General features: G+C 71.1%; 22 protein-coding genes. 1 reads left to right on the top strand and 21 read right to left on the bottom strand.

Features of this window, described 5'->3' with window-relative positions; translation table 11 throughout:
* Nucleotides 1–11 precede the first annotated feature (11 nt).
* The 14 genes from EXU48_RS20890 to EXU48_RS20825 all read right to left on the bottom strand — a co-directional run bounded on the left by EXU48_RS20890 (nucleotide 12) and on the right by EXU48_RS20825 (nucleotide 14,044).
* Entirely contained in the window at nucleotides 12–674 is a 663-nt protein-coding gene (locus tag EXU48_RS20890; protein ID WP_133109629.1) for a YesL family protein, read from the bottom strand.
* On the bottom strand, nucleotides 674–1,594 hold the full coding sequence (locus EXU48_RS20885) for a carbohydrate ABC transporter permease (RefSeq protein WP_133109628.1): 921 nt from the start codon (nucleotides 1,592–1,594) through the stop codon (nucleotides 674–676). Before EXU48_RS20885 ends, EXU48_RS20890 begins: the two co-directional genes overlap by 1 nt.
* Nucleotides 1,595–1,599: 5 nt before the next feature.
* Nucleotides 1,600–2,580 (bottom strand): ABC transporter permease, encoded by a 981-nt coding sequence (locus EXU48_RS20880; protein WP_133109627.1) that lies wholly within the window; start codon nucleotides 2,578–2,580, stop codon nucleotides 1,600–1,602.
* A gap of 63 nt (nucleotides 2,581–2,643) precedes the next feature.
* Nucleotides 2,644–4,275 carry a type 2 periplasmic-binding domain-containing protein gene (locus EXU48_RS20875; RefSeq protein WP_133109626.1) on the bottom strand — a complete coding sequence of 544 codons (1,632 nt, stop codon included), beginning with the start codon at nucleotides 4,273–4,275 and terminating at the stop codon, nucleotides 2,644–2,646.
* Between the two features lie 51 nt (nucleotides 4,276–4,326).
* Nucleotides 4,327–6,270 carry a glycoside hydrolase family 127 protein gene (locus EXU48_RS20870; protein WP_235857180.1) on the bottom strand — a complete coding sequence of 648 codons (1,944 nt, stop codon included), beginning with the start codon at nucleotides 6,268–6,270 and terminating at the stop codon, nucleotides 4,327–4,329.
* A gap of 144 nt (nucleotides 6,271–6,414) precedes the next feature.
* The gene (locus EXU48_RS20865) at nucleotides 6,415–7,428 is read right to left on the bottom strand and encodes a LacI family DNA-binding transcriptional regulator (RefSeq protein WP_133109624.1); all 1,014 of its coding nucleotides are present in this window, start codon (nucleotides 7,426–7,428) and stop codon (nucleotides 6,415–6,417) included.
* Entirely contained in the window at nucleotides 7,425–8,447 is a 1,023-nt protein-coding gene (locus EXU48_RS20860; RefSeq protein WP_235857179.1) for a LacI family DNA-binding transcriptional regulator, read from the bottom strand. The genes EXU48_RS20865 and EXU48_RS20860 overlap by 4 nt, the downstream gene beginning before the upstream one ends.
* A 104-nt stretch (nucleotides 8,448–8,551) precedes the next feature.
* Complete coding sequence (locus tag EXU48_RS20855; protein WP_133109623.1) at nucleotides 8,552–9,376, bottom strand: ERCC4 domain-containing protein; 825 nt, start codon at nucleotides 9,374–9,376, stop codon at nucleotides 8,552–8,554.
* 290 nt (nucleotides 9,377–9,666) lie between these two features.
* On the bottom strand, nucleotides 9,667–9,873 hold the full coding sequence (locus EXU48_RS20850; RefSeq protein WP_133109622.1) for a hypothetical protein: 207 nt from the start codon (nucleotides 9,871–9,873) through the stop codon (nucleotides 9,667–9,669).
* A gap of 70 nt (nucleotides 9,874–9,943) precedes the next feature.
* A complete protein-coding gene (locus EXU48_RS20845; protein WP_133109621.1) occupies nucleotides 9,944–10,150 on the bottom strand; it encodes a hypothetical protein in 207 nt (68 codons plus the stop codon).
* Between the two features lie 204 nt (nucleotides 10,151–10,354).
* Nucleotides 10,355–10,807, bottom strand: coding sequence for a hypothetical protein (locus EXU48_RS20840; protein ID WP_133109620.1), 453 nt, complete (start codon nucleotides 10,805–10,807; stop codon nucleotides 10,355–10,357).
* Between the two features lie 87 nt (nucleotides 10,808–10,894).
* The gene (locus EXU48_RS20835; RefSeq protein WP_133109619.1) at nucleotides 10,895–11,515 is read right to left on the bottom strand and encodes a dihydrofolate reductase family protein; all 621 of its coding nucleotides are present in this window, start codon (nucleotides 11,513–11,515) and stop codon (nucleotides 10,895–10,897) included.
* 69 nt (nucleotides 11,516–11,584) lie between these two features.
* On the bottom strand, nucleotides 11,585–12,427 hold the full coding sequence (locus EXU48_RS20830; RefSeq protein WP_133109618.1) for a helix-turn-helix domain-containing protein: 843 nt from the start codon (nucleotides 12,425–12,427) through the stop codon (nucleotides 11,585–11,587).
* A 93-nt stretch (nucleotides 12,428–12,520) separates the two neighbouring features.
* Complete coding sequence (locus EXU48_RS20825; RefSeq protein WP_133109617.1) at nucleotides 12,521–14,044, bottom strand: alpha-N-arabinofuranosidase; 1,524 nt, start codon at nucleotides 14,042–14,044, stop codon at nucleotides 12,521–12,523.
* Here EXU48_RS20825 and EXU48_RS20820 point away from each other — a divergent pair.
* The gene (locus EXU48_RS20820; RefSeq protein WP_235857178.1) at nucleotides 14,035–14,769 is read left to right on the top strand and encodes a uridine kinase family protein; all 735 of its coding nucleotides are present in this window, start codon (nucleotides 14,035–14,037) and stop codon (nucleotides 14,767–14,769) included. The two genes, EXU48_RS20825 and EXU48_RS20820, sit on opposite strands and share 10 nt — an antisense overlap.
* A gap of 48 nt (nucleotides 14,770–14,817) precedes the next feature.
* On the opposite strand, the gene arfA is transcribed toward EXU48_RS20820, so the two are convergent.
* The 7 genes from arfA to EXU48_RS20785 all read right to left on the bottom strand — a co-directional run bounded on the left by arfA (nucleotide 14,818) and on the right by EXU48_RS20785 (nucleotide 24,066).
* Nucleotides 14,818–16,326: an arabinosylfuranosidase ArfA gene (arfA, locus tag EXU48_RS20815; protein ID WP_133109616.1), complete on the bottom strand. Its 1,509-nt coding sequence runs from the start codon at nucleotides 16,324–16,326 to the stop codon at nucleotides 14,818–14,820.
* 19 nt (nucleotides 16,327–16,345) lie between these two features.
* The gene (locus EXU48_RS20810; protein WP_235857177.1) at nucleotides 16,346–17,638 is read right to left on the bottom strand and encodes a glycoside hydrolase family 27 protein; all 1,293 of its coding nucleotides are present in this window, start codon (nucleotides 17,636–17,638) and stop codon (nucleotides 16,346–16,348) included.
* An 87-nt stretch (nucleotides 17,639–17,725) separates the two neighbouring features.
* Nucleotides 17,726–18,715 carry a zinc-dependent alcohol dehydrogenase gene (locus tag EXU48_RS20805; RefSeq protein ID WP_235857176.1) on the bottom strand — a complete coding sequence of 330 codons (990 nt, stop codon included), beginning with the start codon at nucleotides 18,713–18,715 and terminating at the stop codon, nucleotides 17,726–17,728.
* A gap of 131 nt (nucleotides 18,716–18,846) precedes the next feature.
* Nucleotides 18,847–20,355, bottom strand: coding sequence for an L-arabinose isomerase (gene araA, locus EXU48_RS20800; protein WP_133109721.1), 1,509 nt, complete (start codon nucleotides 20,353–20,355; stop codon nucleotides 18,847–18,849).
* A gap of 8 nt (nucleotides 20,356–20,363) precedes the next feature.
* Nucleotides 20,364–21,116 carry an L-ribulose-5-phosphate 4-epimerase gene (locus EXU48_RS20795; protein ID WP_133109614.1) on the bottom strand — a complete coding sequence of 251 codons (753 nt, stop codon included), beginning with the start codon at nucleotides 21,114–21,116 and terminating at the stop codon, nucleotides 20,364–20,366.
* On the bottom strand, nucleotides 21,113–22,840 hold the full coding sequence (gene araB, locus EXU48_RS20790; RefSeq protein WP_133109613.1) for a ribulokinase: 1,728 nt from the start codon (nucleotides 22,838–22,840) through the stop codon (nucleotides 21,113–21,115). Before araB ends, EXU48_RS20795 begins: the two co-directional genes overlap by 4 nt.
* Nucleotides 22,841–23,082: 242 nt before the next feature.
* Nucleotides 23,083–24,066, bottom strand: a complete 984-nt coding sequence (locus tag EXU48_RS20785) for a LacI family DNA-binding transcriptional regulator (RefSeq protein ID WP_133109612.1) — start codon at nucleotides 24,064–24,066, stop codon at nucleotides 23,083–23,085.
* Nucleotides 24,067–24,088: the final 22 nt, after the last annotated feature.

The raw sequence follows: 24,088 nt of genomic DNA, 5'->3' as shown, positions 1-24,088 counted from the left end.
GGTGGATCCTCTCAGTGACTCAACGGTGCCGGCACCCGCGCCGGCCGGGCCGGGCGCGCGGGGCCTGGCAGGACGCCGCTGCGCCACAGTTGGGCGCAGGTCAGCATGGCCGGCACGGCCACGCCGAACACCGGGATCAGGCCCGGCACCACGTAGTAGACGCACAGCGTGACCGCGAGGATCGCCGCGGCCCCGAGCGCGGTCAGCGGCCGGGCCAGCGCGAGGAGCACGGCGCGCCGCAGGGTGACCAGTGGTCCCTCGTCGAAATGGACCGCCAGCATCCAGACGACGGCGCTGACCACGAACAGGAACGCGGCGGCGAACCAGAGCACGGCCGCGACGCCGGCCGCCAGACCCTGCGCACCGCCGTCGGTCAGGACGCGATGCTCGGTGAGCAGTACCGCCCAGGCCACGGCGAGCAGGTAACCGATCACGTTCGCCGACCGCAGTTCGCTGCGCCACGCCGCTGCGAACTCCGCACGCAGACCGGGGCGAGTTCCGCCGTCGTGCCCCATCGCGTCGCGGCGCAGCACCGCATGCACGGCGGCAGTCGCCGGGAACAGCCCGAGGACGATCCCGCCGCGCAGGGTGTACAGCAGCCACAGCAGGTTCAGCAGGAGCAGCCGCAGGCCGACCTCGCCGGCCCTCGTGTGCCAGCCGAGCAGCCGCAGCATCAGCCCTTCACCGACCCGATCATGACGCCCTTCTCGAAGTACCGCTGCAGGAAGGGGTACAGCGCGATGATCGGCAGCGTGGAGACCACGATCACGCCGTACTTGATCTGGTCCGCGTACTGCTGGGCGTAACTGCCGCCGGTGCCGCCGGCACCACCCGCACCACCGGCGAACGCCTGGTTGGAGATGAGGATGTCCCGGAGCACGATCTGCAGCGGCTGTTTGTCGTAGGTGCGCACGAACACGAGGCCGGTGAAGAAGTCGTTCCAGTGCTGCACCAGGTAGTACAGGCCGATCACGGAGATGATCGCCGCGGACAGCGGGATCGCGATCTTGAGGAAGAACTGGAAGTAGTTGGCGCCGTCGATCGTGGCCGCCTCGAAGATCTCCTCCGGCAGGGAGTGCTCGAAGAACGCGCGCGCGATGATCAGGTTGTAGACGTTCACCGCGGACGGGATCACGAACACGGCCCAGTTGTCCAGCAGGTTGAGGTCCCGGTAGAGCAGGTAGGTGGGGATCAGCCCGCCGCTGAAGAACATGGTGAACGCGAAGAACAGCATGAGCACCTTGCGGGGGGCGAACTCCCGCCGGGACAGCGCGTACGCCGCCGGCAGGGTCACCAGCAGGTTCAACGCGGTCCCCGCGGCCGTGTACAGCAGCGTGTTCCGGTAGCCGGTCCAGATGCGGGTGTCGGCGAAGATCTGCTCGTAACCGAACGAGGACAGTCCGCGCGGCCAGAACGAGACCCGGCCGGTGGCCACCAGGGTCGGGTCGGAGATCGAGGCGATCATCACGAAGTACACGGGGTACAGGGTGATGAACAGGATGAGGGCACAGGTCAGGCCCAGGAACACCGTGAAGGCGATGTCACCGGGACTGCGGCGCCGCAGCCGGGTCAGCCGGGTCAGCATGGTCGTCATTCCTCTCACCACAGGCTCGTGTTCGAGACGCGTTTGGCGATCTGGTTGGTGACCACCAGGAACACGAAGTTGATCGCCGTGTTGAACAGCCCGATCGCGGTCGCGTAGCTGAACTGGTTGGACAGGATCCCGATCTTGTACACGTACGTCGAGATCACCTCCGAGACCGAGAGGTTCAGCGGGTTCTGCATCAGGAAGATCTTCTCGAAGCCGGCGTTCAGCACCCCGCCCATGTTCAGGATGAGCAGCACGATCATCGTCGGGATCAGGGCCGGGAAGTCGATGTGCCGCACGATGCTCACCCGGCCGGCGCCGTCGATCTTCGCGGCCTCGTAGAGCTGGGTGTCCACGCTGGCCAGGGCGGCCAGGTAGATGATCGAGTTCCAGCCGCAGTGCTGCCACACCTCGGAGATGACGTAGACCGGCACGAACGCCGAGGGGTCGCCGAGGAAGTTGACCCCGGTCAGGCCCAGGCCCTCCAGGAACCGGGTGATCAGCCCGGAGGTCGGCGAGAGGAACACCTGCAGCATGCCGACGATCACCACGATGGAGATGAAGTGCGGCAGGTAGGTGGCGGTCTGCAGGAACTTCTTGCGCGACCTGCCGATCACCTGGTTCACCAGCAGGGCCAGCGCGATCGGGGCGATGAACCCGACCACCAGGGTGGTCACGCTGATCACGACCGTGTTGCGCATGAGCGTCCAGAACTGCGGACTCTCGAAGAACTGCCGGAAGTACTTCAGGCCCACCCACTCCCCACCGGTGAGCCCGGCGGTGAAGTCGAACTCGCGGAACGCGAGCTGGATCCCGTACATCGGGATGTAGGAGAACACGGCCACGAACGCGATGGCCGGTGCGGCCATCACCCACAGCTGCCAGTACCGCCGGATGTGGCGGCGCAGTCCCCTGCGGGGGGGCACACTCGCTCCCGTGGAGGTCTTCGCGCGCCGGCTCATCTTCACCGGCGCCGGATCTATCAACGTCATCGGGTCTCCTTCGACCGCTTGGCCGGGCCCGCCACCTGCAGCGGCGGCGGGCCCGGGAACCGATCAGCCCAGGGAGGCGACGTACTCGTCGTAGTAGCCCTGGTAGATCTCCACGTTCTGCGGCACACCGGCGGCCTCCAGCTGGGCGACGTAGTCGTCCCAACCGGCGTCGGCGCCGCCCTCGGTGACCCAGGTCGCCCAGTTCTGCATGGCGATCGCGAGGAAATTGGTGTTGTTCAGGGAGACCGTCGAGGAGTCCTCGGCGCTCAGGCTGAAGAACTCCGCCGGGAACACGTCCGCGACCGGGTCCACGTTGGCCAGTGCGTCGGCGAGCGGCTCGGCCTGGTCGTTCGCCTCCTGCAGGTCGGCGGGCAGCACCACGTCGATGTCGTCACGGATCCACATGGGCCCGTTGTCCGCCAGGGTGGTGGTCCACTTCCAGGTGGACGGGTCGGAGTTCGCGTCGGTTGGCGGGAGCACCGTGTACGCGTTGTCGCCGGTCTCCTCGATGTTCGGACCGATGTCGCCCCAGAGCACCTGCACGGAGATGTCCTGGTCGTAGAACGCGTCGATCACCCGCAGCGCGGCGTCACGGGCGTCGGTCTGCGCGGACATGGTGATGCTGTTCGGCCCGTAGTTCAGCGAATAGTTGTCGTAGCTCCAGACCACGTCGGCGGCGTCGGCCCCCGGAGCGGCCATCGGTGCGGTCGCCGCGTACTGGGGGGCGAGTTGCGCGCCGAACCGGTCCGAGGCCGTCCACCCCCAGGAGAACCCGACGGTCGCGTCGTCGCCGTTGCCCCGGCCCACCGACTGGTAGGCGGAGTAGTCCTGGGTCATCACCTCCTGGCTGATGAGGCCCTCGGCGTAGCAGTCGTGCAGGAACTCCACGAGGTCGCGGTAGCGCTCGTCGGTGAAGAAGTTGCCGACCTCGCCGTCCTCGACGAAGTAGCCGGAGCCGCCGCCCCCGGTGATCGGCAGGCCCAGGCTGCCCAGGAACGCGGACGGCTGGAAGAAGCCGAAGCCGCCGGTCCCGGTCGGTGACCAGTCCATCGGGATCTCGTCGTTCGCGTCGCCGTTGCCGTTCGCGTCCTCGTCCTTGAACGCCTTGAGCACGTCGAACAGCTCGTCCCAGGTGGTCGGCATCTCCAGGCCCAGGTTGTCCAGCCACTGCTGGTTGATGTACTGGCGGGTCGCGGTCTGCGGCCAGAACCTGCGGTAGCTGGGCAGGGAGAACACCGCGCCGTCCGGCTGGGTGGCCATCACCTCGGTCTCCGGGACCGCCTCGAACATGCCCTGCACGTTGGGCAGCGCGTCCAGGTCGTCACCGAGGTCCTCGAACAGACCGTTGAACGTGACCAGGTCCGAGTCGGTGATCGCGTTGACGCCGACCACGAGGTCGGGGATGTCCCCGGCGGCGAGCATGGTGGACTTCTTCTGGTCCCAGTCGGCGGACACCTCCTCCCATTCGATGGTCACGTCGGCGAGCTCCTCGAGCTGGCTGACCCAGTCCATGTCCGCCATCGGACCGGTGAGCGGGTGCTTCAGCACCAGGATCTGCAGGGTCTCGCCGCCGCCGCTGCCACCGTCGGCGTCGCCGTTGCCACCGTCGTCGCCGCCGGAGGTGCAGCCGGCGAGCACGAGCCCGCCGATCGCGACCGCGGCGACCGCGGTCAGTGTCTTTCGTGCCGTTCTCATCCTTGAGCCCTTCGTGTGGTTGTTGCGGGTGTGATGCGTGCGTCGCCGCGACTAGTCACGGGCGACAGGGAGCCAGACCCGCATCGCGCCCGGGGCGCGGTTGCCCCAGGTCGCGAACGGGATGGCGGTCACGGTGGTGGTGCCCGACGGCGCAGGCTCGCCCTCGGCGGTCCGGTACAGCTCGGTCGGTGGCTCGCTCAGGCGAGCGGCCAGTTCCAGGCGGGTGCCGCCGTCGGCGGCGGTCACCTCGCGTGGCGCCTGCGTCACGACGACACTCAGGTCGTCGACCTCGGCGGGCCCGGTCAGGTCGGCCTGTTCGACGCAGTACACGACCGGCCCCCGCTCGAGCGCGATGCACCCGCGGACGGCGTCCACGCGGGGGTGCCCGGTGGTCCAGCGCGGGGTGAGGTCGAGGTCCAATCGGTACCGGGCGCCGTCGGCGAGGTCGACGCGGGCGTAACCGTCCGCCTCGGCGACGCTCCCCGACCCGGCCGCCGGGCCGCCGTCGGGCATCACGGCGACGAGAGGGGAGCCGGCCGACCAGCCCGGGATCCGCACGGCGAGCCGTGCCCCCGGCCGCACGCTGCCGCGCACGCTCAGCGCCACCGCGCCGGTGCGCGGGTAGTCGGTCTCGACGAGGAGCGTGCCCTGGCCGAGGTGTGCCGGGAGGTCGATCTCGGCGGCGGCGAACTGGTGCACGAGGAGTTCGTCGTCGGTGCTGCTCGCCACGTAGGCGGAGAGCTGGGCGACCACGCGGGCGATGTTCGGGGGGCAGCAGGCGCAGGCGTACCAGGAGGTGCGCTCGCGCGGGGAGTTCTCCTCGGAGTAGCGGTCCGGGCGCAGCTGTAGCGGGTTGGAGTAGAAGAACCGGGTGCCGCCGGCGTCCACGGAGGCCGCGAGGGCGTTGTGGATCTCCCGCTCGATCGTCTCCGCATAGGCGGACCCGCCGCGGGCCAGGGTCATCCGCCAGGTCCAGTGCAGGTCCGCGATCGTCGCGCAGGTCTCGGCGTAGGCGCGCTCCGACGGCAGCTCGTAGTCGTCGCCGAAGGCCTCGTCCCGGTGCCGGGCTCCGAACGCGCCGGAGAGGTACATCTTGCGCTCGTGCGCGCTGGCCCACTGGGCGTCCATCGCGTCCAGGAGCGCCGCCTCGCCGGTCTCCAGATAGAGGTCGGTGACGCCCGCGTTCAGGTACAGCTGGCGAACCGCATGCCCGACGGCGGCCGTCGCCTCCCGTACCGGGGCGTGGTCCTGGAAGTAGCGGGCGCCGAGCGAGCCGACCTTGAGCAGACCGCGGCCGCGCAGGTCGACCATCCGCTGGGCGAGGTCGAGGTGGGCCCGGTCGCCGGTGTGCCGGTAGAGCTCGACGAGCGCGGTCTCGATCTCGGGGTGGCCGCAGATACCGTCGGTGCCGCCCGGCCCGAACGTGCGCTGGACCAGGGCCACGAACCGCTCGGCGATCGCGAGCAGGTCGGTGCGGCCCGCGGCCCGGTCCAGGGCGACAGCGGCCTGGACCAGATGCCCGAGCACGTACATCTCGTGGGTCCACTCGAGTTCGGCGAACCGTTTCTCGGGGTGGACGCCCTGGATCCAGGTCATCACGTAGCCGGTCTCGTCCTGGGCCCTCGCGACCAGGGCGATCACGTCGTCGAGCCAGGCGTCCCAGCGGTCGGTGCCGGACCGGCCGATCTCCCAGGCGACCGCCTCGATCACCTTGTACAGGTCGGAGTCGGCGAACACGAAGCCGCGGTGGGCCGCGTCGGACTCGGAGACCAGGCGGCGGAAGTTGTCCAGTACCCCGGACGCCTCGAGTTGGTCGATGCAGTGCGGGATGGTGGCGGTCGCGTTCAGGTCCTGCCAGGCGCCGAGCCGGCCACTGGGGTCCAGGCGGACCGCCCGCAGATCCAGCGGACGCTGCACGGCGACCGGCCCGGTGGGCACGGCGGGCGCGACGGACCCCGGCTGGACGGATCCGGCGGGAACGGCTTGCGTGGTCAACTCTGACTCCCTCATCGGTGCGACGGGACCAATTGTTAACGTTGCCATTCAGCGTTGTCAACAGGCAAGCCATCAGCGTTGTCAGTTCGTGTCACGGCATCGCGATCGTCTTGGGGCGCGCGAGGGCGCCGGATCGCCCGCGCGCTACCCGGCGGACTCGGCCGGGGCGGAGGACTCCCGCGGCACCAGGTGCGCGCCGGTGCGCACCACCCGCGGCTCGCCGGCGTAACCGTCGATCCGCTCGATGAGCATCCGCACCGTGGCGGCGACCATCTGCGCCTGCTCGGGGCTGACCGAGGACAGCGGCGGTGAGGTGAACTCGACCTCGGCGGTGTCGTCGAACCCGGTCAGGGCCACGTCCTGGGGCACCCGGAGGCCGTGACTGCGCAGGCCGCGCAGGGCGCCGACGGCCATCGCGTCGTTGAAGCACATGACCGCGTCGAACTCCACTCCGGTCCGGAGCAGACCCACCACCGCCTCGTACCCGGAGGCGCGCCGGTCCCAGTCCGACCCGGTGATCAGCAGCCGCTCGTCGAGGTCGATGCCGTGGGCCGTGAGCGCCTCGAGGTAGCCGGCGAACCGGCTTCCCTGCGGCGCCCCGCCCGGACCGGTGCCGATCAGGGCGATCCGCTTGCGGCCGGTGGCCAGCAGGTGCTCGGTCATGGACCGGAAGCCCTCGGTCTCGCCCATGATCACGCAGTCGAACGACGGCATGATCCCGCCGCCGAGCTGCACCACGGGCCGCGGCACGATCCCGTCGCCGAGGACCTCCGGGCTGAGCCCGTGCGGGCACAGGATCACGCCGTCGACGTCCGGGGTGGTGAGTCCGAGCACGGCGTCCCGCTCGGCGGCGTCGTCGTGCGCGATCCGCAGCGTGGTGGTCAGTCCGTGCTCCGCCAGGGCCAGGATGAGCCGCTCGGCGACCTCGGCGAAATAGGGTTGGTAGATCATCGGCACCACGACCGCCACCCGGCCGGTCCGTCCGGACGCCAGCCCGCGTCCGGCCGCGTTGACGGTGTACCCGACCTCGGTGACGGCCTCGAGGACCCTGGCCCGGGTGGCCTCGGCCACGTGCCGGCGCCCGAGCAGGACGTTCGAGACGGTCTTCGCCGAGACGCCGGCGCGCGCGGCCACGTCCGCAAGGGTCGGCCGGCTCATCGGGGCGATCCCATCGTGGACTCCCGACGCACCAGCTCGACGGGCAGCACCACCCGGCGCGGCGCGGCCGGCGCGGTCCGCGCGATCCGCTCCCCGAGCAGGTCCAGGGCGGCCCGGGCCAGACGCGCCGGGCCGGGGTCGACGGTGGTCAGGGACGGCGTGGTGAACCAGCCGTCGTCGAGGTTGTCGTACCCGAACAGCGCCACCCGGCCCGGCACGTCCACGCCGCGGGCGGCCAGGGCGGACAGGGCCCCGAGCGCCACCTCGTCGTTGACGCAGATGAGCGCGTCGGTCTGCGGGTGCGCGGCCAAGGCCTCGACCGCGGCCGTGGCGCCCCAGGCCCGGTCCCACTCGCCGTCGGGCCGGATCACGGGCACGGCCGCCTCGAACCCGGCGGCCGCGAGCGCGGCCCGGGTCACCGCACCGGGCTCGGCGAGGGTGCCAGGGGTCCGCGGGCCACGGTCCGCGCCGCGGTCTCCGCCGAGCAGGAGGGGGCGGCGGCGTCCCAGCACCGCCAGGTGTCGGGTCACCATCCCCATGGCCGAGGCGACGTCGTCGACCACGAGGTCCGCGTCGCCCTCGTCACCCTGGACCACCACGACCGGGCGGTCGGTGAGCGCGCCGTCGAGCGGGAGGCCGGCGCCGTCGTCCCCGATCAGCACGACGCCGTCGTAGCTGACGCCGCGGCCGTCCAGGACCGACCGGATCCGCGCCGGGTCGCCGTGACTGGGCTCCACGGCGGCCTGGAGCCCGCGCCGGTCGGTCTCGGTCACCAGCGCCTCGACGAGGGCGGCCAGATACGGGCGGCGCAGCCCGGCCACGGCGATGCCGATGACACCGGTCCGCCCGGTGCGCAGCGCCCGGGCGGCCCCGTTGGGCACCCAGCCCAGGCGGGCGATCGCCTCCCGCACCCGCGCGACGGTCTCGGGCCGGATGTGCGGTTCGCTGTTGACCACCCGGGAGACCGTCTTCAGGGACACCCCGGCCAGTGCAGCCACATCCCGCATCGTCGCCGCCATAGGGGTCAGGGTAGGCCCGAGTCAGGTCCGGAACCGCATTCCCCGGCCCCGGTTCGCCACGCCCGACATCGTGATGGCGCCGTCGCGCCGGGCCGGCCCGCGACTCACTCGTGGCGGCGGTCGAAGGCGGCGCGGATCTCGGCAGGGATGCGGCCGCGGTCGGACACCTCGAACCCCTGACGGCGGGCCCAGGCACGGATCGCCGCCGGTGCCGGTGCCGCAGCGGTCGCGAGCGCACCGGTGCGCGCGGCACCGATGTCCTCCCCCGCGACCTCGGTGAGGGCGGCGGCGAGGAACCGGTAGGTCCACTCCTGCGCGAGGGCACGGGTCTCACAGAAGACGATCGGCACCTGGGGGAACCTGGCGTGGTGCTCGGCGACCGCGTCGGCCACCACCGAGGGCCGGACGTGCTCGAGCGAGAACACCTTCGAGTAGCGGTCCTCGACCACCACCGCGTCCCGCGGAACCTCGCTCAGATCTGCCGCGAGGTAGCGCATCCTGCCGGAGCTCAGCGTGCTGGCGAGGTCGGCCAGGCTCTTGCGTTCCACCGAGGCCACCACCACGCCGTCGACCGTGATCGCGTAGTCGCCGGCCGCCAGTGAGGCGCGCCGGGTGGTCACCTGCTGGTGGGCGAAGTTCCAGGCGTACCGCTCCCGGCTGTCGACCACGATCTCGAGCCCGGCCGGTCCACCCGCCCGGGCGGTGGGGATGCTGACGGCGGGCCGCGCCTGCTTCGCCGTGCGGGCGGTCTGCCAGAACACCGCCTCCCGGCCGCCCTTGATCCGGGTGAGCACGAGCTGGCTCCGGTTCTCCCGGGACCGCTCGAGCACGAGGTCGATCGCGGCCCCACGGCGCCGGCAGGAGCGCACCGGGACGGCCTCCACGATCTCCGGCTCGCTCGGCCACCCCACCGCCCGGTGGCAGTACACCTATCCTGGGAGAGCACCGGGTTGCGGTGCCCGGCCAGCGCGTACATCGCCGCCACGCCGATCCAGGCCAGTCGCTTGCTCCCGTCGAGCAGGGGGTGATTCTGGTTGATCGCCTCCATCAGGGATGGCTGCTGCCAGGCTCAGGGTCGGTGACAAGTGCTGCCCTGCGAAGGCGGTCCGCGGACGTTGGACCGCGGACTCGAGGGCCCCGAGGTCGCGGACCACCGGTCGAAAGCCCTCGACCCGGACGAACCGGAGGAGCAGATCCGAGGACGAGAGGTAGCTGAACGTCACTCCGCCAGCTGGTCCATTGCCTCGCGGTCGCGATGGGAGATGAAGTCCGCGACCTCAGCGAGCGAATCCTCCCGTGCACCGGCGAGCCTCGCCTCTGCGGCTTCCCGGATCCAGAGCGAGTCGGACTGGCCGGCCCTGGCAGCCGCAGCCTTGATGTCACGAGCCAACTGGTCGGGCAGACTGATCAGTTTCGTCGTTGTCACGAGACCTTCCACCATCGAGATTTAGCGGCAGTATGTCCGAGCCGTCGCGGTCGCGCATCGGCCTCTGCGCCTACGGCTGATAGCCACGCCCGCCGGGCTGGGTCTCCGTCCACTCGTCGTAGAAGCCACAACCGACGCCGACGGCCAACGCGAGGACGACGGCGCCGACGGCGAGCAGCCAGGCACCGAGCGGCCGCCTCTGACGACTCGCCAAGAACAGCAGCACCGCGCAGACCAGGGCCGTCGGGATCGTCGCGACCTGGCTGTAGCGCACCATCGGTCCTCCACCGGGATGCCGAGCAGTTCCCCAGAGGACCATCAGAGGGAAGATCGCCAGCACGGCACCGACGAGGGCAGCCGCAACGGCCACGGACGCCGGCGATCGAACCCTCGCCGCCGATGAGTGCGCACCGGGACTCGTCGACCTCACCCCCCCTGGCCCACCAGACCCGGGTCGCCGTCAGCCGCCCGGACCGGGCCGTCATCCTCCGGTGAAGGACTCAAGGCTCACCTCCACGCCGGCTGCCTCGCAGGCGGTGCTGAGCCGCCCGGACGCGTCCGTCCACTCGGCCGACCCGATTTCAACGGTCTCCGACGCCCCACTCGGGACGGCCGGGGCGACCGCCTGCAGGTCGGCGATCGCCTGGCTCACGGCACCGGTGTTGCTCGAGGGCAGCCGACCCAGAACCCGCGTGGCCAGTCGGTACCAGCCGTGCTGTTCCTGGGCCTCCATCCGCCCGTCCCGCAGACCGAGGTCGGCGTTCTCGGTGATGGTCAGCACGTCCCCGAACGCGCGACAGAGGTCGTCGTCCGACATCGCCTCGGCCGAGGGTCCGGTGGTCGCCTCCGGGGCGGACGTTCCTTCCCGCGCCGCGGCCCCAGCGCCGCTGTCTGCGGGGCTGCAGCCACTGACCAGGAGCGTGGTGATCGCCACAGCCGAAATCGCCGCGATGTGGCCCCTGCCCATGCTGTGCCCCCGTCTCACCCCGTTGTCGAGGGAAGGTTACACGGGCGCCCGCGCTCAGGGTTGGCGGCGCACCTTGAAGGCCAGGTGCAGGACTCGGTCGCCCTCGATCACCACATGGGGATCCTCGAGCAGGAGCTGGGTGTCGATGCCACCGAAGTAGCGCTTGCCCGTCCCGAAGACCACCGGCACCACGTCCATCGCGACCTCGTCGACCAGGCCGGCCGCGAGGATCTGGCCCCCGACCTCCCCGGCGTTCACCGCGATCGCCCGGTCACCTCCCAACTCCTGCGCCGCTGCCATGGCGGCCCGGACGTCGTCGAAGAAGTGGTAGGACGCCTCCGGGTGCCATCCCTCGGGTTTGGGACGGTGGGAGACCACCACCACGTGCTCTCCCGTGGGCGGCTGGCCCTCCCACCCGTTCATCAGATCGAAGAAGTGGCGACCCATCACGATCACGCCGATCCGCGCCCACATGGCTCGGACGTACGGTGCCGACCTCGCGGAGACCCGGAACCCCCCACCGTCCCCGGAGTGGTCGAACTCGGCGCCGTCTGTCGGCTCGGTGATCGGTGTGTCACCGCTGAAGTACCAGTCGTGCAACGGTCCCACGTCATCATTCGAATCGGCGATGAAGCCGTCGACCGACACGACGTTGTGCATGATCACGGTGCCCACGATCTCTCCCTCGGTTCGCGCCCGGTGCCTCGATCGTAGGAAGGGTGAGCGGTCGTGGCTTGTAGGAAATCAATCGGCCGGCATCGGCCCGAGGTCCGGCGGGAAGCCCGGCGCCGCGGGGAGCCGGCGCCGAAGGGCCAGGTAGCCGGTCGGGGTCAGCCCGGTGAAGTCCTTGAACTCCTTGCCGAGGTGGGCCTGGTCGAAGTAGCCCGCCGTCTGGGCGAGTCCGGACCAGTCGACGGGTGCCGCCGCGTCGACGGACAGGATCAGCCGCGCGAACCGGTAGATCCGGGCCAGCCGCTTCGGGGTGATCCCGACCAGCCCCTTGAACTGCGAGGCCAGGTGGGTGGCGCTGACGCCGGCGCTGTCTGTCAGGGCGCGAACTCCGACACTGCCCCAGGACGACTCCAGGCGCCCCGCAGTGTGGTTGACCAGGTCGAAGTGTCGCGGTGGTTCGGGCACCCGGCGTGCCCGGAGCTCGTCCTCCACCACCTGAAGGGCCGTCCACGGCGACGGCGCCTGCGCGATCTGGTCTCGAAGCCGGTGAACCGCGGGTCCCCAGACCGCGTCCGCCGGCACCCACTGATCCCGCAGGTCGGAGAGGGAGACGTCGACGAACGGGGCCAGCCCCCACGGCTTGAAGTGCACGCCGGCGAGCCGGACCGACGTCGGGTACTCGATGATGAAACGCCTGGTGCTCAACCCCAGGAACCAGGCGTCGGTGAGCGTGGCCGCCGGCACGCCGGGATCGGAGTCGTACAACCGGACGGGCTCGCCAAGATTGAGGAACAGATGCGCGGACGGCATCGGCGGCACGTTCAGCCGCCGATGCCGCGGGGTCCCGCTGAGCAGATAGACGTCGTCGATCAGCGCCGCGAGCGGCGGATCCGGGGCGCGAGCGACATAGTCCACCCACTCATGATCACCGGGGCTCACCCGCGGCGCGAGGGCCCCCGGTGATCCGGGCGTGGGTACGGAACGAGGTGGACGCTCAGGCGCCCGAAGTCAGACCAGGTCGAGCTCCACCGTCACGAACGCGTGCGCCGGGATGCTCACCCGCAGCACCCCGTTCTCGACGGCCAGGCCGTCCAGGTCCTGCACGGCCACGCCGGTCGCGTCGGCGGTGTTGTGCGCGTTCAGCGCGTCCGCGGTCAGCACCCGTCCGCGCACGCCGCCCACGGCCCGGCCGCGCAGGTCGAGGTCGACCTCCAGCGGGCTGTCCGCGTCCAGGTTCGTCAGGGACACCAGGGCCCGGCCGTCCTTCGTGCTGGCCGAGACCGAGAATGTGTCCAGCTCGTCCTCACCGACGGTGCGCGTGGTGCCCTCGGACGCCACGTCGACCCGCAGCGAGGCGGCGTCCTGGTGGGCCTTGTTCATCTCGAACACGTGGTAGGTCGGGGTGAGCACGAGCGCGCCGGAGTCCGGGTCGGTGAGGATCATCGCCTGCAGCACGTTCACGGTCTGGGCGATGTTGGCCATGACGAGCCGGTCCGCGTGCCGGTGGAAGGCGTCGAAGTGGACGCTCGCGACGAGGGCGTCGCGCATCGTGTTCTGCTGGTACAGGAACCCCGGGTTCGTGCCCGGCTCCACGTTCCACCAGGTGCCCCACTCGTCCAGGATCAGGCCGACCTTCTTCTTGGGGTCGTAGCAGTCCATCACCGCGGCGTGCCCGGCGATGAGTTCCTCCACGCGCGCGGCCTTGACCATGGTGGCGTAGTAGTCGTCGACCTCGAACTCGAGCGCGCTGCCCTTGTCCGACCACGGGCCGGGCACCGTGTAGTAGTGGAACGTCAGCCCCTGGAAGTAGCCACGCGGTTCCTTCGCGCAGCCGAGGCAGTTGACCGCCTTCATCAGGGTCTCGGTCCACGCGTAGTCGTCGTTCGAGGCGCCGGCGGCGATCCGGTAGAGCTTGTTGTCTCCGTGGTCACGGCAGTAGGTGGCGTAGCGGCGGGCCTCGTCGGCGTAGTGCTGGGCGCTCATGTTGCCTCCGCAGCCCCACGCCTCGTTCCCGATCCCCCAGAACGGCACCGTCCACGGCTCCTCACGGCCGTTGGCCTTGCGCAGCCGCACCATCGGGGAGTCGCCGTCCCGGGTCAGGTACTCGACCCAGTCGCTCATCTCCTTGACGGTGCCGGAGCCGACGTTCCCGTTGATGTAGGGCTCGGCGCCGAGCAGCTCGCACAGGGCCATGAACTCGTGGGTGCCGAAGTGGTTGTTCTCCTCAACGTTGCCCCAGTGGGTGTTCACCATCGAGGGCCGCTCGGATCTCGGACCGATCCCGTCCATCCAGTGGTACTCGTCCGCGAAGCAGCCGCCGGGCCAGCGCAGGTTCGGGATGTTCAGGGCCCGCAGCGCCTCCACCACGTCGAGGCGGATGCCGCCGGCGTTCGGGATGTCGGAGTCCTCACCGACGTAGAAGCCGCCGTAGATGCACCGGCCGAGGTGCTCGGCGAAGTGTCCGTACAGGTGCCGGCTGATGACCGGCCCCTCCACGTCGAGGTTGATGATGGCCTTGGCTGATGCGTTCACGTGGCTTCCTCGCTGCTGTGGTGGTGGCGTTCTGGTTGCTGCTGACGGGTGGGGATAATGGCCGGATGCCGGCGACCCCCGACCCCGATGAGGCCCTCTTCCCCATCCCGGAGGGTGAGCGGCGGGTGCGCCGCCGGGTGGTGCTGCTGACCGGCCCGTCCGGCTCGGGCAAGAGTTCGCTGACCCGCCGGCTCGGGCTGCCGGTGGTGGCGTTGGACGACTTCTACTTCGACATCGACCGGCCCGGCCTGCCGTCCCGGTTCGGCAGCGTGGACTGGGACTCGCCGGCGTCCTGGGACCACGACGGGGCCCGCGACGCGTTGGTGGCGCTGTGCCGGGACGGGGTCAGCGACCTCCCGGTCTACGACATTCCGACGTCGCGCCGGACCGGCACCACCCGGCTGCTCCTGGGCGACGAGCCGATCGTGATCGCCGAGGGGATCTTCGCGGCGGAACTGGTCGCCGACCTGCGCGCCGAGGACGTGCTCGCCGACGCGATCTGCCTGGTCCGGCCCCGGATGCAGACGTTCTGGTTCCGGCTGCTCCGGGATCTCGCCGAGTCCCGCAAGCCTCCGTCGACCCTGGTCCGCCGCGGCCTGGCCCTGTTCCGGGCCGAGCCGGCGCTGATCCGCGGCTGGGTGGCCAAGGGGTGCCGCGCGGCCGGCGTCGCCGAGGCCGAGCGCGACATCCGCGCCCTCGCCGCGACGCCGACCGCCCGGCGGTGAGGCGCCGGACGAGCCGCCCGACGAGCCCCGACCGACCCCGACCACGATTCAGGCGCCCAACCGCACCACGGACCAGGAGACGGCCGGCAGTTCGACCGTGACGACGCCGTCGGACACGACGGCCGTGCCGTTCTCGACCGGCAGCACCGAGGTCGCGTCGTCAGCCGAGGCGGCCCAGGTGTGGTCCGGGTTGGACAGCGTCTGCGCGCCGACCACGCGCACGTCACCGAGCGAGCGGACGTCCACGGTCAGGGTCAGCGACTCGGTCGTGGACCGGTTGACGGCGAAGATCGCCACCGCGCCGGTCTCGGGGTCGCGGGTGGCGACGGCATCGAGCGCAGCGACCTCGCCGAACTTCTCGGTCTCAAGCGTGGGCGCGTCCACGGCGACCTGCAGGACCTCGCCCTTGGCGTGCTCGGAGGTGAGCGCGAACGGGTGGAATGTGGTCTGGCGCCAGGACCGGCCGCCGGGCTCGGTCATGATCGGGGCGATCACGTTGACGAGCTGGGCGAGCGAGGCCGAGTGCACCCGGTCGGTGTGCCGCAGCAGCGAGATGAGCAGGTTGCCCACCACGACGGCGTCGGCGACGTTGTAGCGGTCCTCGAGCAGCACGGGCGCGACCGGCCAGTCGTCCCCGGTCGGCGGGCGGGACTCGGCGCGGTGCTGGTACCAGACGTTCCACTCGTCGAAGCTGATGTGAATCCGCTTGGTCAGCTTCCTCGCGGCCCGCACGGCGTCCGCGGTCGCGCTCACCGAGTCGATGAAGTGGTCCATGTCGACGGCGGAGGCCAGGAAGGAGGCCAGGTCGCCGTCCTTCTCGCTGTAGTAGGCGTGCGCGGAGACGTAGTCGACGTGCTCGTAGGTCTCCTCCAGCACGGTCGCCTCCCAGGCGCCGAAGGTCGGCATCGCCGAGGACGAGCTCCCGCAGACGACGAGCTCGAGGTCGGGGTCGATCATCCGCATCGCGCGGGCCGCCTCGGCCGCGACGCGACCGTACTCGTGGGCGGTCTTGTGCCCGATCTGCCAGGGCCCGTCCATCTCGTTTCCGAGGCACCACATCCTGATGCCGTAGGGCTCCTCCGCCCCGTTCGCCCGGCGCAGGTCGGACAGGTGGGTGCCACCGGCGACGTTGCAGTACTCGAGGATGTCCAGGGCCTCCTGGACCCCTCGGGTGCCGAGGTTGACGGCCATCATCGGCTCGACGTCGGCCTTGCGCGCCCAGCGCATGAACTCGTCCACGCCCACGGTGTTCGGCTCGGTCGAGTGCCAGGCCAGGTCGAGCCGGGCCGGGCGCTGCTCGCGCGGGCCCACGCCGTCCTCCCAGCGGTACCCGGAGACGAAGTTCCCGCCCGGGTAGCGCACCGTGCCGGTGCCGAGTTCCTTGACGAGGTCGAGGACGTCGCCGCGGAAGCCGTCCTCATCGGCGGTCTCGTGCTCGGGGTCGTGGATGCCGGTGTAGACGCACCGGCCGAGGTGCTCGACGAACGAGCCGAACGTGCGGCGGCGGACGGGCCCGACGACGAACGCCGGGTCGATCACGAGGGATGCGGTCAACATGAGGTACTCCTGGTCGGGTTCAGGGCTGGGGGTCGAGTCGCACGAGCCGGACGCCGTGCGCGGGGATGGTCACGGGTACGGTGAGGTCGAGGGCCTCGCCGCTCCACAGGTCGGTGGCGGAGTGCGGGCCGGCTATGCCGGCGACCGCAGGATCGACGACGGCGGAACTCGCCTGATCGCCGAGGTGAAAGGCGGCCAGGTAGAGGGCCGGGACGGGCGCCGCACCTTCGGCCCGCGCCGCGGGCCGCGTGGCCCGAGCCGACCACAGCACGGCGTCGCCGTCCCGGGAGACCTGCGCTCCGCCGTCGGAGGCCTTGAGGATCTCCAGCACGTCCGGATTCGTGAGCAGTGCGAGGGTGTCGGGGTCCGTGGAGGGCAGGTCACCGCCGAACATCAGCGGCGAGCGGGCCATCACCCACAGGGTCATCAGCGTGCGCGCCTCGTCGGCGGTGAGCCGGCTGGGGCGGTCCTGTCCGCGTTCGGCGCGGATGCCGATCCGACCGAGCGGGAGCATGTCCGCGTCCGCCCAGCCGCCCGGACGTTGGGTCGGTGCCCAGCGGGCGAGGCGGTCGAACTGGTCGAGCACGTCCTCCCAGCGGTCCCAGAGGTCGTCGCTGATGCGCCACATGGCCGCGTTCGCGCGCAGGTGGTCCAGGTGCGCGGTGTCCAGGCCGGTGCCGGGCGACAGCGACAGCACGATGGGGCGGCCGGACCGGCGGATCGCCTCGGCGTAGGCGGCGATCTCGGCGTCGTGGAACGGGGCGAGCATGTCGTCGGCCTTGATGAAGTCGACGCCCCACGCCGCGAACTGCGCCACCTGGGCGTCGTAATAGGCCTGCGCGGCCGGGTGGTCGTGGTCCAGTCCGTAGTTGTCCGGGTTCCAGGTGCACACCGATGAGGTGTCGGCCGCGTCGGTGGCGGTCCAGTCGGTGCCGAGGATCGGCAGGTCGAGCTCGACGGCGCGGCGCGGAATGCCCCGCATGATGTGGATCCCGAAGCTCAGACCGAGCTCGTGCACCCGAGCGGCGAGCGGGCCGAAGCCGGCCCCACCGGCGGCGGACGGGAACCTGTTCGGCGCGGGCAGCTGTCGGCCGAAGCCGTCCAGCTCCACGGGCGGGTCGTCGTTGTAGCCGCCGGCGCGCGCCGTCGGCTCGTACCACTGGATGTCCACGACCACCACGTTCCAGCCGTGCGGCAGCAGGTGCTGCGCCAGGAACTCGGCGTTCGCGAGCACCTCGGCCTCGGTGACGCTGGGCCCGTAGCAGTCCCAGCTGTTCCAGCCCATCGGTGGCGTGCCGGTGTCGACCTGCATCGTTGCGCGGACCTCTCGGTGGTTCGGATTCGGACGGGTGGTGCCGGGTTTGGGCAGGTTGAGCCGGTTGGGCAGGTTGGGCCCGACTCAGTCGAGCCCGATGACGACCTTCAGGCCGGTGCGTTCGGTGGCCCGGGCGAAGGCCCCGGGCGCGTCGGCCAGCGGGGCCCGCTCGGTGACCAGCGAGCGCACGTCCACCAGGCCGCGTTCGACGAGCCGGATGGCGCGCGGGTACATCTCCTTCATGCGCCGCACCATGACCAGGGTCAGGCCCTTGCGGCGGGCGGTGCCGGCCCGGAAGGACGAGGAGTCGTCGTCCGGGATGCCGCCGAGGACCACCCGGGCACCCGGGCGGGCCGACGTCATCGCGATCGCGATCGCGTCGTCGTTCCCGGCGATCTCGAAGGTGACGTCCGCGCCGAGCCCGCCCGCACCCCAGCCCTGCCAGGCTCCGGCCTCGCGCACCTCGTCGGGTGCGAAGACCTCGTCGGCGCCGTAGCGCAGCGCCGCGTCCCGGCGGTGCTCACGCGGCTCCACGACCGCGACCCGGTCCGCGCCGGCCGAGCGCGCGAGCTGCACGAGCAGCAGACCGATCGGGCCGGCGCCGACAATCACCACGTTCGCCGCGAGCGGCACGTGCGCGAGGTCCCACGCGTGCAGGGCGACCCCGAGCGGCTCGAGGACGGCCCCGTCGGCGCCGGTGAAGGACTCCGGGAGCGGGAACAGCCGGTTCGTGGGCCAGGAGATGAACTCGGCGAGGCCGCCGTCGATCCTCCCGTGGCCGGCGAAGCCGACCGTCGGGCACAGGTTGGGGTGCCCCTCGTGGCACATCGCGCAGTTCATGCACGGGATCGCGGGGTCCACCGCCACCCGGACGCCGTCGAGGTCCCCGGAGGCGCCGACCCCGGCGAACTCGTGGCCCGGCACGATCGGCCGGGTGAGCTGGGCGTCGCCGATGCCCCCCTCGGCGAACCAGTGCAGGTCCGACCCGCACAGGCCGACGTCGGTGACCCGGACCAGCGTGTGCCCGGGCTGGACCTCGGGCACCCCCGCCTCCTCGATCCGGAGGTCACCCACCCCATGGAGCCTGGCCAGACGCATCCTTGCTCTTCTCCTTCGCGACGCGCTCGGGGATCACGTCCTCGTGCGCGGAATCTCGGTGTTGTTAACGCTATCAGAGGCGGTCGGGTGCCCCGGCCCAGTCTGCCCTACAACGACTGGGCGAGCCGGAAGTACGCGGCGTTCCAACGCAACTCCCGGGCGAAGCCGCGCACCGTCGTCTGCGCGTCGATCACCGCGAGCTCGGTCCGGGCGATCTCGGCGAAGTCCTCGAAGACCTCGAGCCCGACGGCGGTCGTGAGCACCGTGTGGTGCGCACCTCCCGCGGTGAGCCAGGACCGCGCGGATGTGACGAAGTCGGGGCGCGGCACCCAGACCGCGCGCGCCACCGGCAGGTTCGGCAGCTCCGCGTCGGGGCCGACGATGTCCACCTCGTTGGCCACGAGCCGGAACCGCTCGCGCATGTCCGAGAGCGCCACCACCAGGCCCTCGCCGAGGTCGGCGTCGAAGACCAGGCGCACCGGGTCCTCGCGGTCGCCGATCCCGAGCGGGTGGATCTCCAGGCGGGGCTTCGACGTGGTCAGCGACGGGCAGACCTCGAGCATGTGCGCGCCGAGGATCTTCTGCTTGCCGGGCGTGAGTTCGTAGGTGTAGTCCTCCATCAGCGACGCACCGCCGGGCAGCCCGTGGCCCATCACCTTCGCCAGCCGCACCAGGATCGCCGTCTTCCAGTCGCCCTCGGCGCCGAAGCCGTAGCCGGCCGCCATCAGGCGCTGCACGGCCAGTCCGGGGAGCTGACGGAGCCCACCGAGATCCTCGAAGTTCGTGGTGAACGCGGCGAATCCACCCTCTTCGAGGAAGGACCTCAGGCCCAGCTCCTGGCGGGCGCCGTACCGCAGCGACTCGTGCCGGTCACCCCCGGGCAGCAGCTCGGGCACCACGTCGTAGGTCTCGACGTACTCGGCCACGAGCGCGTCCACGGCCGCGTCCGCCACCGCGTCCACCCGGGCCACGAGGTCGTTCACGCCCCAGGTGTTCACGGAGACGCCGAAGCGCAGCTCCGCCTCGGTCTTGTCGCCCTCGGTGACCCCGACGCCGCGCATGTTGTCGCCGAACCGGGCCAGCTTCATGCCCGTCAGGGCGGCCCACCCGGCCGCCGCCCGAGCCCACGCGCCCACCTGGGCGCGGACGACGCCGTCGGACGCGTGCCCGACCACGACCTTGCGGGAGACGCCCAGCCGGGCCGCCATGTAGCCGAACTCGCGGTCGCCGTGGGCGGCCTGGTTCAGGTTCATGAAGTCCATGTCGATGTCCGCCCAGGGCAGCTCGACGCCGGCCTGGGTGTGCAGGTGCAACAACGGGGTCCGCAGCGCGTCCAGCCCCGTGATCCACATCTTCGCCGGTGAGAACGTGTGCATCCAGGTGATCACGCCGATGCAGGCGTCGTCGGCGTTCGCGTCCAGCGCGGCCCGGCGAATCGCCGCCGAGTCCTTCAGGACGGGCTTCCAGACGATCCGGGCCGGGACCGCGCCCGACTCCTCGAGCAACGCCGCCACCTGCTGCGACTGCTCGGCGACCTGGGCCAGAGTCTCCTCGCCGTACAGGTCCTGACTCCCGGTCAGGAACCAGATCTCCTTGCCCTCGAACGGGTCGGTCAAGTGGTTGCTCACGCGGGATCCTCCTCGGGCGCGGGGCCCTGTCCGTAGACGTTCTGGTAGCGGTCGTACAACGAGTCGATGTCGGTCTGCGCGATGGGCAGCGGGTCGCCGAGCTGGCGGGCGATGTGCACGGTGCGGGCGACCTCCTCGCACATCACGGCGGCCTTCACCGCGGCGCGGGCGTCCGCGCCGATCGTGAACGGCCCGTGGCTGCGCATCAGTACGGCGGGAGATCGGGAGGACCGGAGCGTCTCGACGATGCCGCGGCCGATCGAGTCGTCGCCGATCAGCGCGAACGGACCGATCGGGATCTCGCCGCCGAACTCGTCGGCCATCATCGTGAGCACGCACGGCACCGGCTCGCCGCGCGCGGCCCACGCGGTCGCGTAGGTGGAGTGGGTGTGGACCACACCGCCGACCTCGCCCATGTGCCGGTAGACGTAGGCGTGCGCGGCGGTGTCCGAGGACGGCTTCAGATGCGCCGGGGTGCCGTCCTCGATCTTCACGCCTTCCAAGGTGCACACCACCATCGACTCCGGCGTCAGGTCGTCGTAGGAGACACCGGACGGCTTGATCACGAACAGATCCGCCCCGGCCACCCGCTCGGACACGTTGCCCGCGGTCCAGACCACGAGTTCGTAGCGGGTCAGCTCGGCGTGCAGCGCCGCGACCCGCTCCCGTGCCTGCTCGACGGCGGCGCGCACCTGGTCGGGCAGGTCCGCCAGCACGATCGGTTCCGTGCCGTCGGTCGACCCGGTCATACGAGATCTCCCTGCGGCTCGAGGTCGGGAGCGACGGTCCCGGCACCACCCTCGGCGGCGGCCGAGACCCGACGGCGGATCTTCTTGAGCCGACGCATCACGTCGTTGCCGCCGCGGCCGAAGTAGTCGTGCAGCGCGGTGTACTCGGCGTACAGCTCGGCGTAGCCTGCCGTCGCCTCCGGGTCCGGCGTGTAGGCGCCGGCCACCCGGCCGCCCATGACGGCCGCCGCCGCGCGCACGTCCGGGTAGGCGCCGGCGGCCACGGCGGCGTGGATCGCCGACCCGAGCGCCGGTCCCTGCTCGGAGACGATCGTGCTCAGCGGCAGACCGGTGACGTCGGCGTACATCTGCATGAGGAAGCGGTTCTTGAGCAGACCACCGGCCACGACCAACTCGGTGACCGGAACCCCCGAGTCGGCGAAGGTGTCGACGATCTTCTTGGTGCCGAACGCCGTCGACTCCAAGAGGGCACGGTAGATGTCCTCCGGACGGGTCGCGAGGGTCTGCCCGAGGGTGAGACCGGAGAGCTCGTGGTCCACGAGCACCGACCGGTTCCCGGAGTGCCAGTCCAGGGCCACCAGGCCGTGGGCCCCGATCGGCTGTCGGGACGCCAGCTCGGTGAGGTAGGCATGGATGGACTGCCCGGCCGCCTCGGCCTCTTCCACGTAGGCCTGCGGCACCCCGGTGGAGACGAACCAGGCGAAGATGTCGCCGACGCCGCTCTGCCCGGCCTCGTACCCGTACAGACCGGTGACCACGCCGCCGTCGACGACGCCGCACATGCCGGGCACCTCGTGGAGGTTCTCGTCGTTGACGACGTGACACGTCGACGTACCCATGATGAGCACCATCTGGCCCGGGTCCACGGCGTTCGCGGCCGGGAGGGTGACGTGTGCGTCGACGTTCCCGACGGCCACGGCGATGCCCTCGGGCAGCCCGGTCCATTGGGCCGCCTGGGCCGTGAGCCGCCCGGCGCGGGCGCCGAGCGGGGCGATCGGCGCATCCAGCTTGTCGGTGACGAAGGTCGCGAAATCCGGGTTGAGCGCCCCGAGGAAGTCGGCGCCGGGGTGGGCGCCGTCCTGGTAGATGCCCTTGTAGCCGACGGTGGTGGTGTCCCTGACGTAGGTGCCCCCGAGCTGCCAGACGATCCAGTCCGCGGCCTCGACCCAGTGCTCCATCGCGTCGTAGATCTCGCGGTCCTCCTCGAGCACCTGCAGCGCCTTCGCGAACTGCCACTCGGAGGAGATCAGGCCGCCGTACCGGGGCAGCCAGGCCTCACCGCGCTGGCGGGCCAGGTCGTTGATCCGGTCCGCGTGCGGCTGGGCGGCGTGGTGCTTCCACAGCTTGACGTACGCGTGCGGGCGGTCGGCGAACTGCGCGACCTCGTTCAGCGGGGTGCCGTCGGCGAGGGTCGGGATCATCGTGCAGGCGGTGAAGTCCGTGCCGATCCCGATCACGTCGGCCGGGTCCGCGCCTGCGGCCCGCAGCGCCTCCGGCACGGCGTTCCTGAGCACGTCGACGTAGTCCGCGGGCACCTGCAGAGCCCAGTCCGGCGGGAGCGGCTGATCGTTCGAGGCGGTCAGGGCGCGGTCCATCACGGCGTGCGGGTAGGCATACTCGGCACTGCCCAGTTCGGCGCCGTCGGCCACCCGGACCACCACCGCCCGCCCGGACAGCGTCCCGTAGTCCACCCCGATCACGAGGGCGTTGGGGTGCTCACTCATCGCAGTCGTACTCCTTCGTAGTGTCGCTCCTAGCATGTTAACGCTCACATGGCGACTTGCCAACCACCTCCCGCATTCTCCGGCCAGGTCGCCGCCGCGAGAGTGCGGAAGTGGTCGCCACTTCAGCACCCTCACCGCCGGCGCGACGCCCGCCCGCACCTTCCGACCTCGCCCGCCACCCCCGAGAGTGCTGAAGTGGTCGCCACTTCAGCACTCTCACCGTCGAGAGGGTCGCCTGCCTGCTAAGGACGGGGCGGGCCGGAGCTGGCTCGCTCGACCAGCACGGGCTCGACGAGCTCGCGTGGCACGGCCGCGCCACCCATGGCCGCAACCAGGGCATCGATCGCACGTCGGCCGAGCGCCTCGAAGTCCTGCCGGACCGTGGTCAGCGGCGGGAAGAAGTTGTCCGCACCGACGATGTCGTCGAAGCCGACCACGGAGACCCCGCCCGGGACCGCGACCCCGGCCTCAGCGAACGCTCGCAGCACCCCGAGGGCCATCTGGTCGTTCGCCGCGAAGACCGCCGTCGGCAGGTCCGCCAGGAGCGTGCGCGCGGCCTCGTACCCGGAGCCCGCGCTCCAGTCGCCGGCGAGGTCCGGGCGCGGCGCCACGCCGGCCTCGCTCAGTTCGGCATGCCACCCGCGCACCCGCGCCCGAGCGTCGAACCAGTCCGGCGGGCCGGCCAGGTGCACGACGTCGGTGTGCCCCCGGTCGAGCAGATAACGGGCCACCAGCCGCGCTCCGGCCTCCTGGTCCACGCAGACCAGCGGCGGATCGCCCGGCTCCGGCGTGAGCGAGGAGATCATCAACAGCGGCACCTCGGCGAAGGCTGCGCGTGCGGCGCCGGCCACCTCGTCCCCCTGGGCGATGACCACCACGCCCTCGACGGACTGGTCCATGAACGAGCCGAAGATCTCCTGCATGAGCTCCGGCGTCGGGTGCGGGGCCGCCGCCACCGTCACGAAATAGCCCGCCGCCCGGGCCGTCCGCTCGAGCACCGCGAGCGTGCTCGCCGGCCCGGAGTGCACCGAACCGCTGGTGATGATGCCGAGGATCCCGGAGCGATGGGTCACCAGCGCGCGCGCCGCGCTGTTGCGGCGGTAGCCGAGTTCGGCAATGGCGGCAAGCACGCGTTCCCGGGTGCTCTCACGGACGTTCGGATGGTCGTTGAGGACCCGGGACACCGTCTGATGGGACACCCCCGCCAGCCTGGCCACGTCGTTCATCCCTGGACGCGTACGACCATTC

This window comes from Occultella glacieicola (assembly GCF_004353825.1).
Taxonomy (GTDB): Bacteria; Actinomycetota; Actinomycetes; order Actinomycetales; family Beutenbergiaceae; genus Occultella; species Occultella glacieicola.
This window is presented reverse-complemented; position numbering and strand designations above follow the sequence as displayed.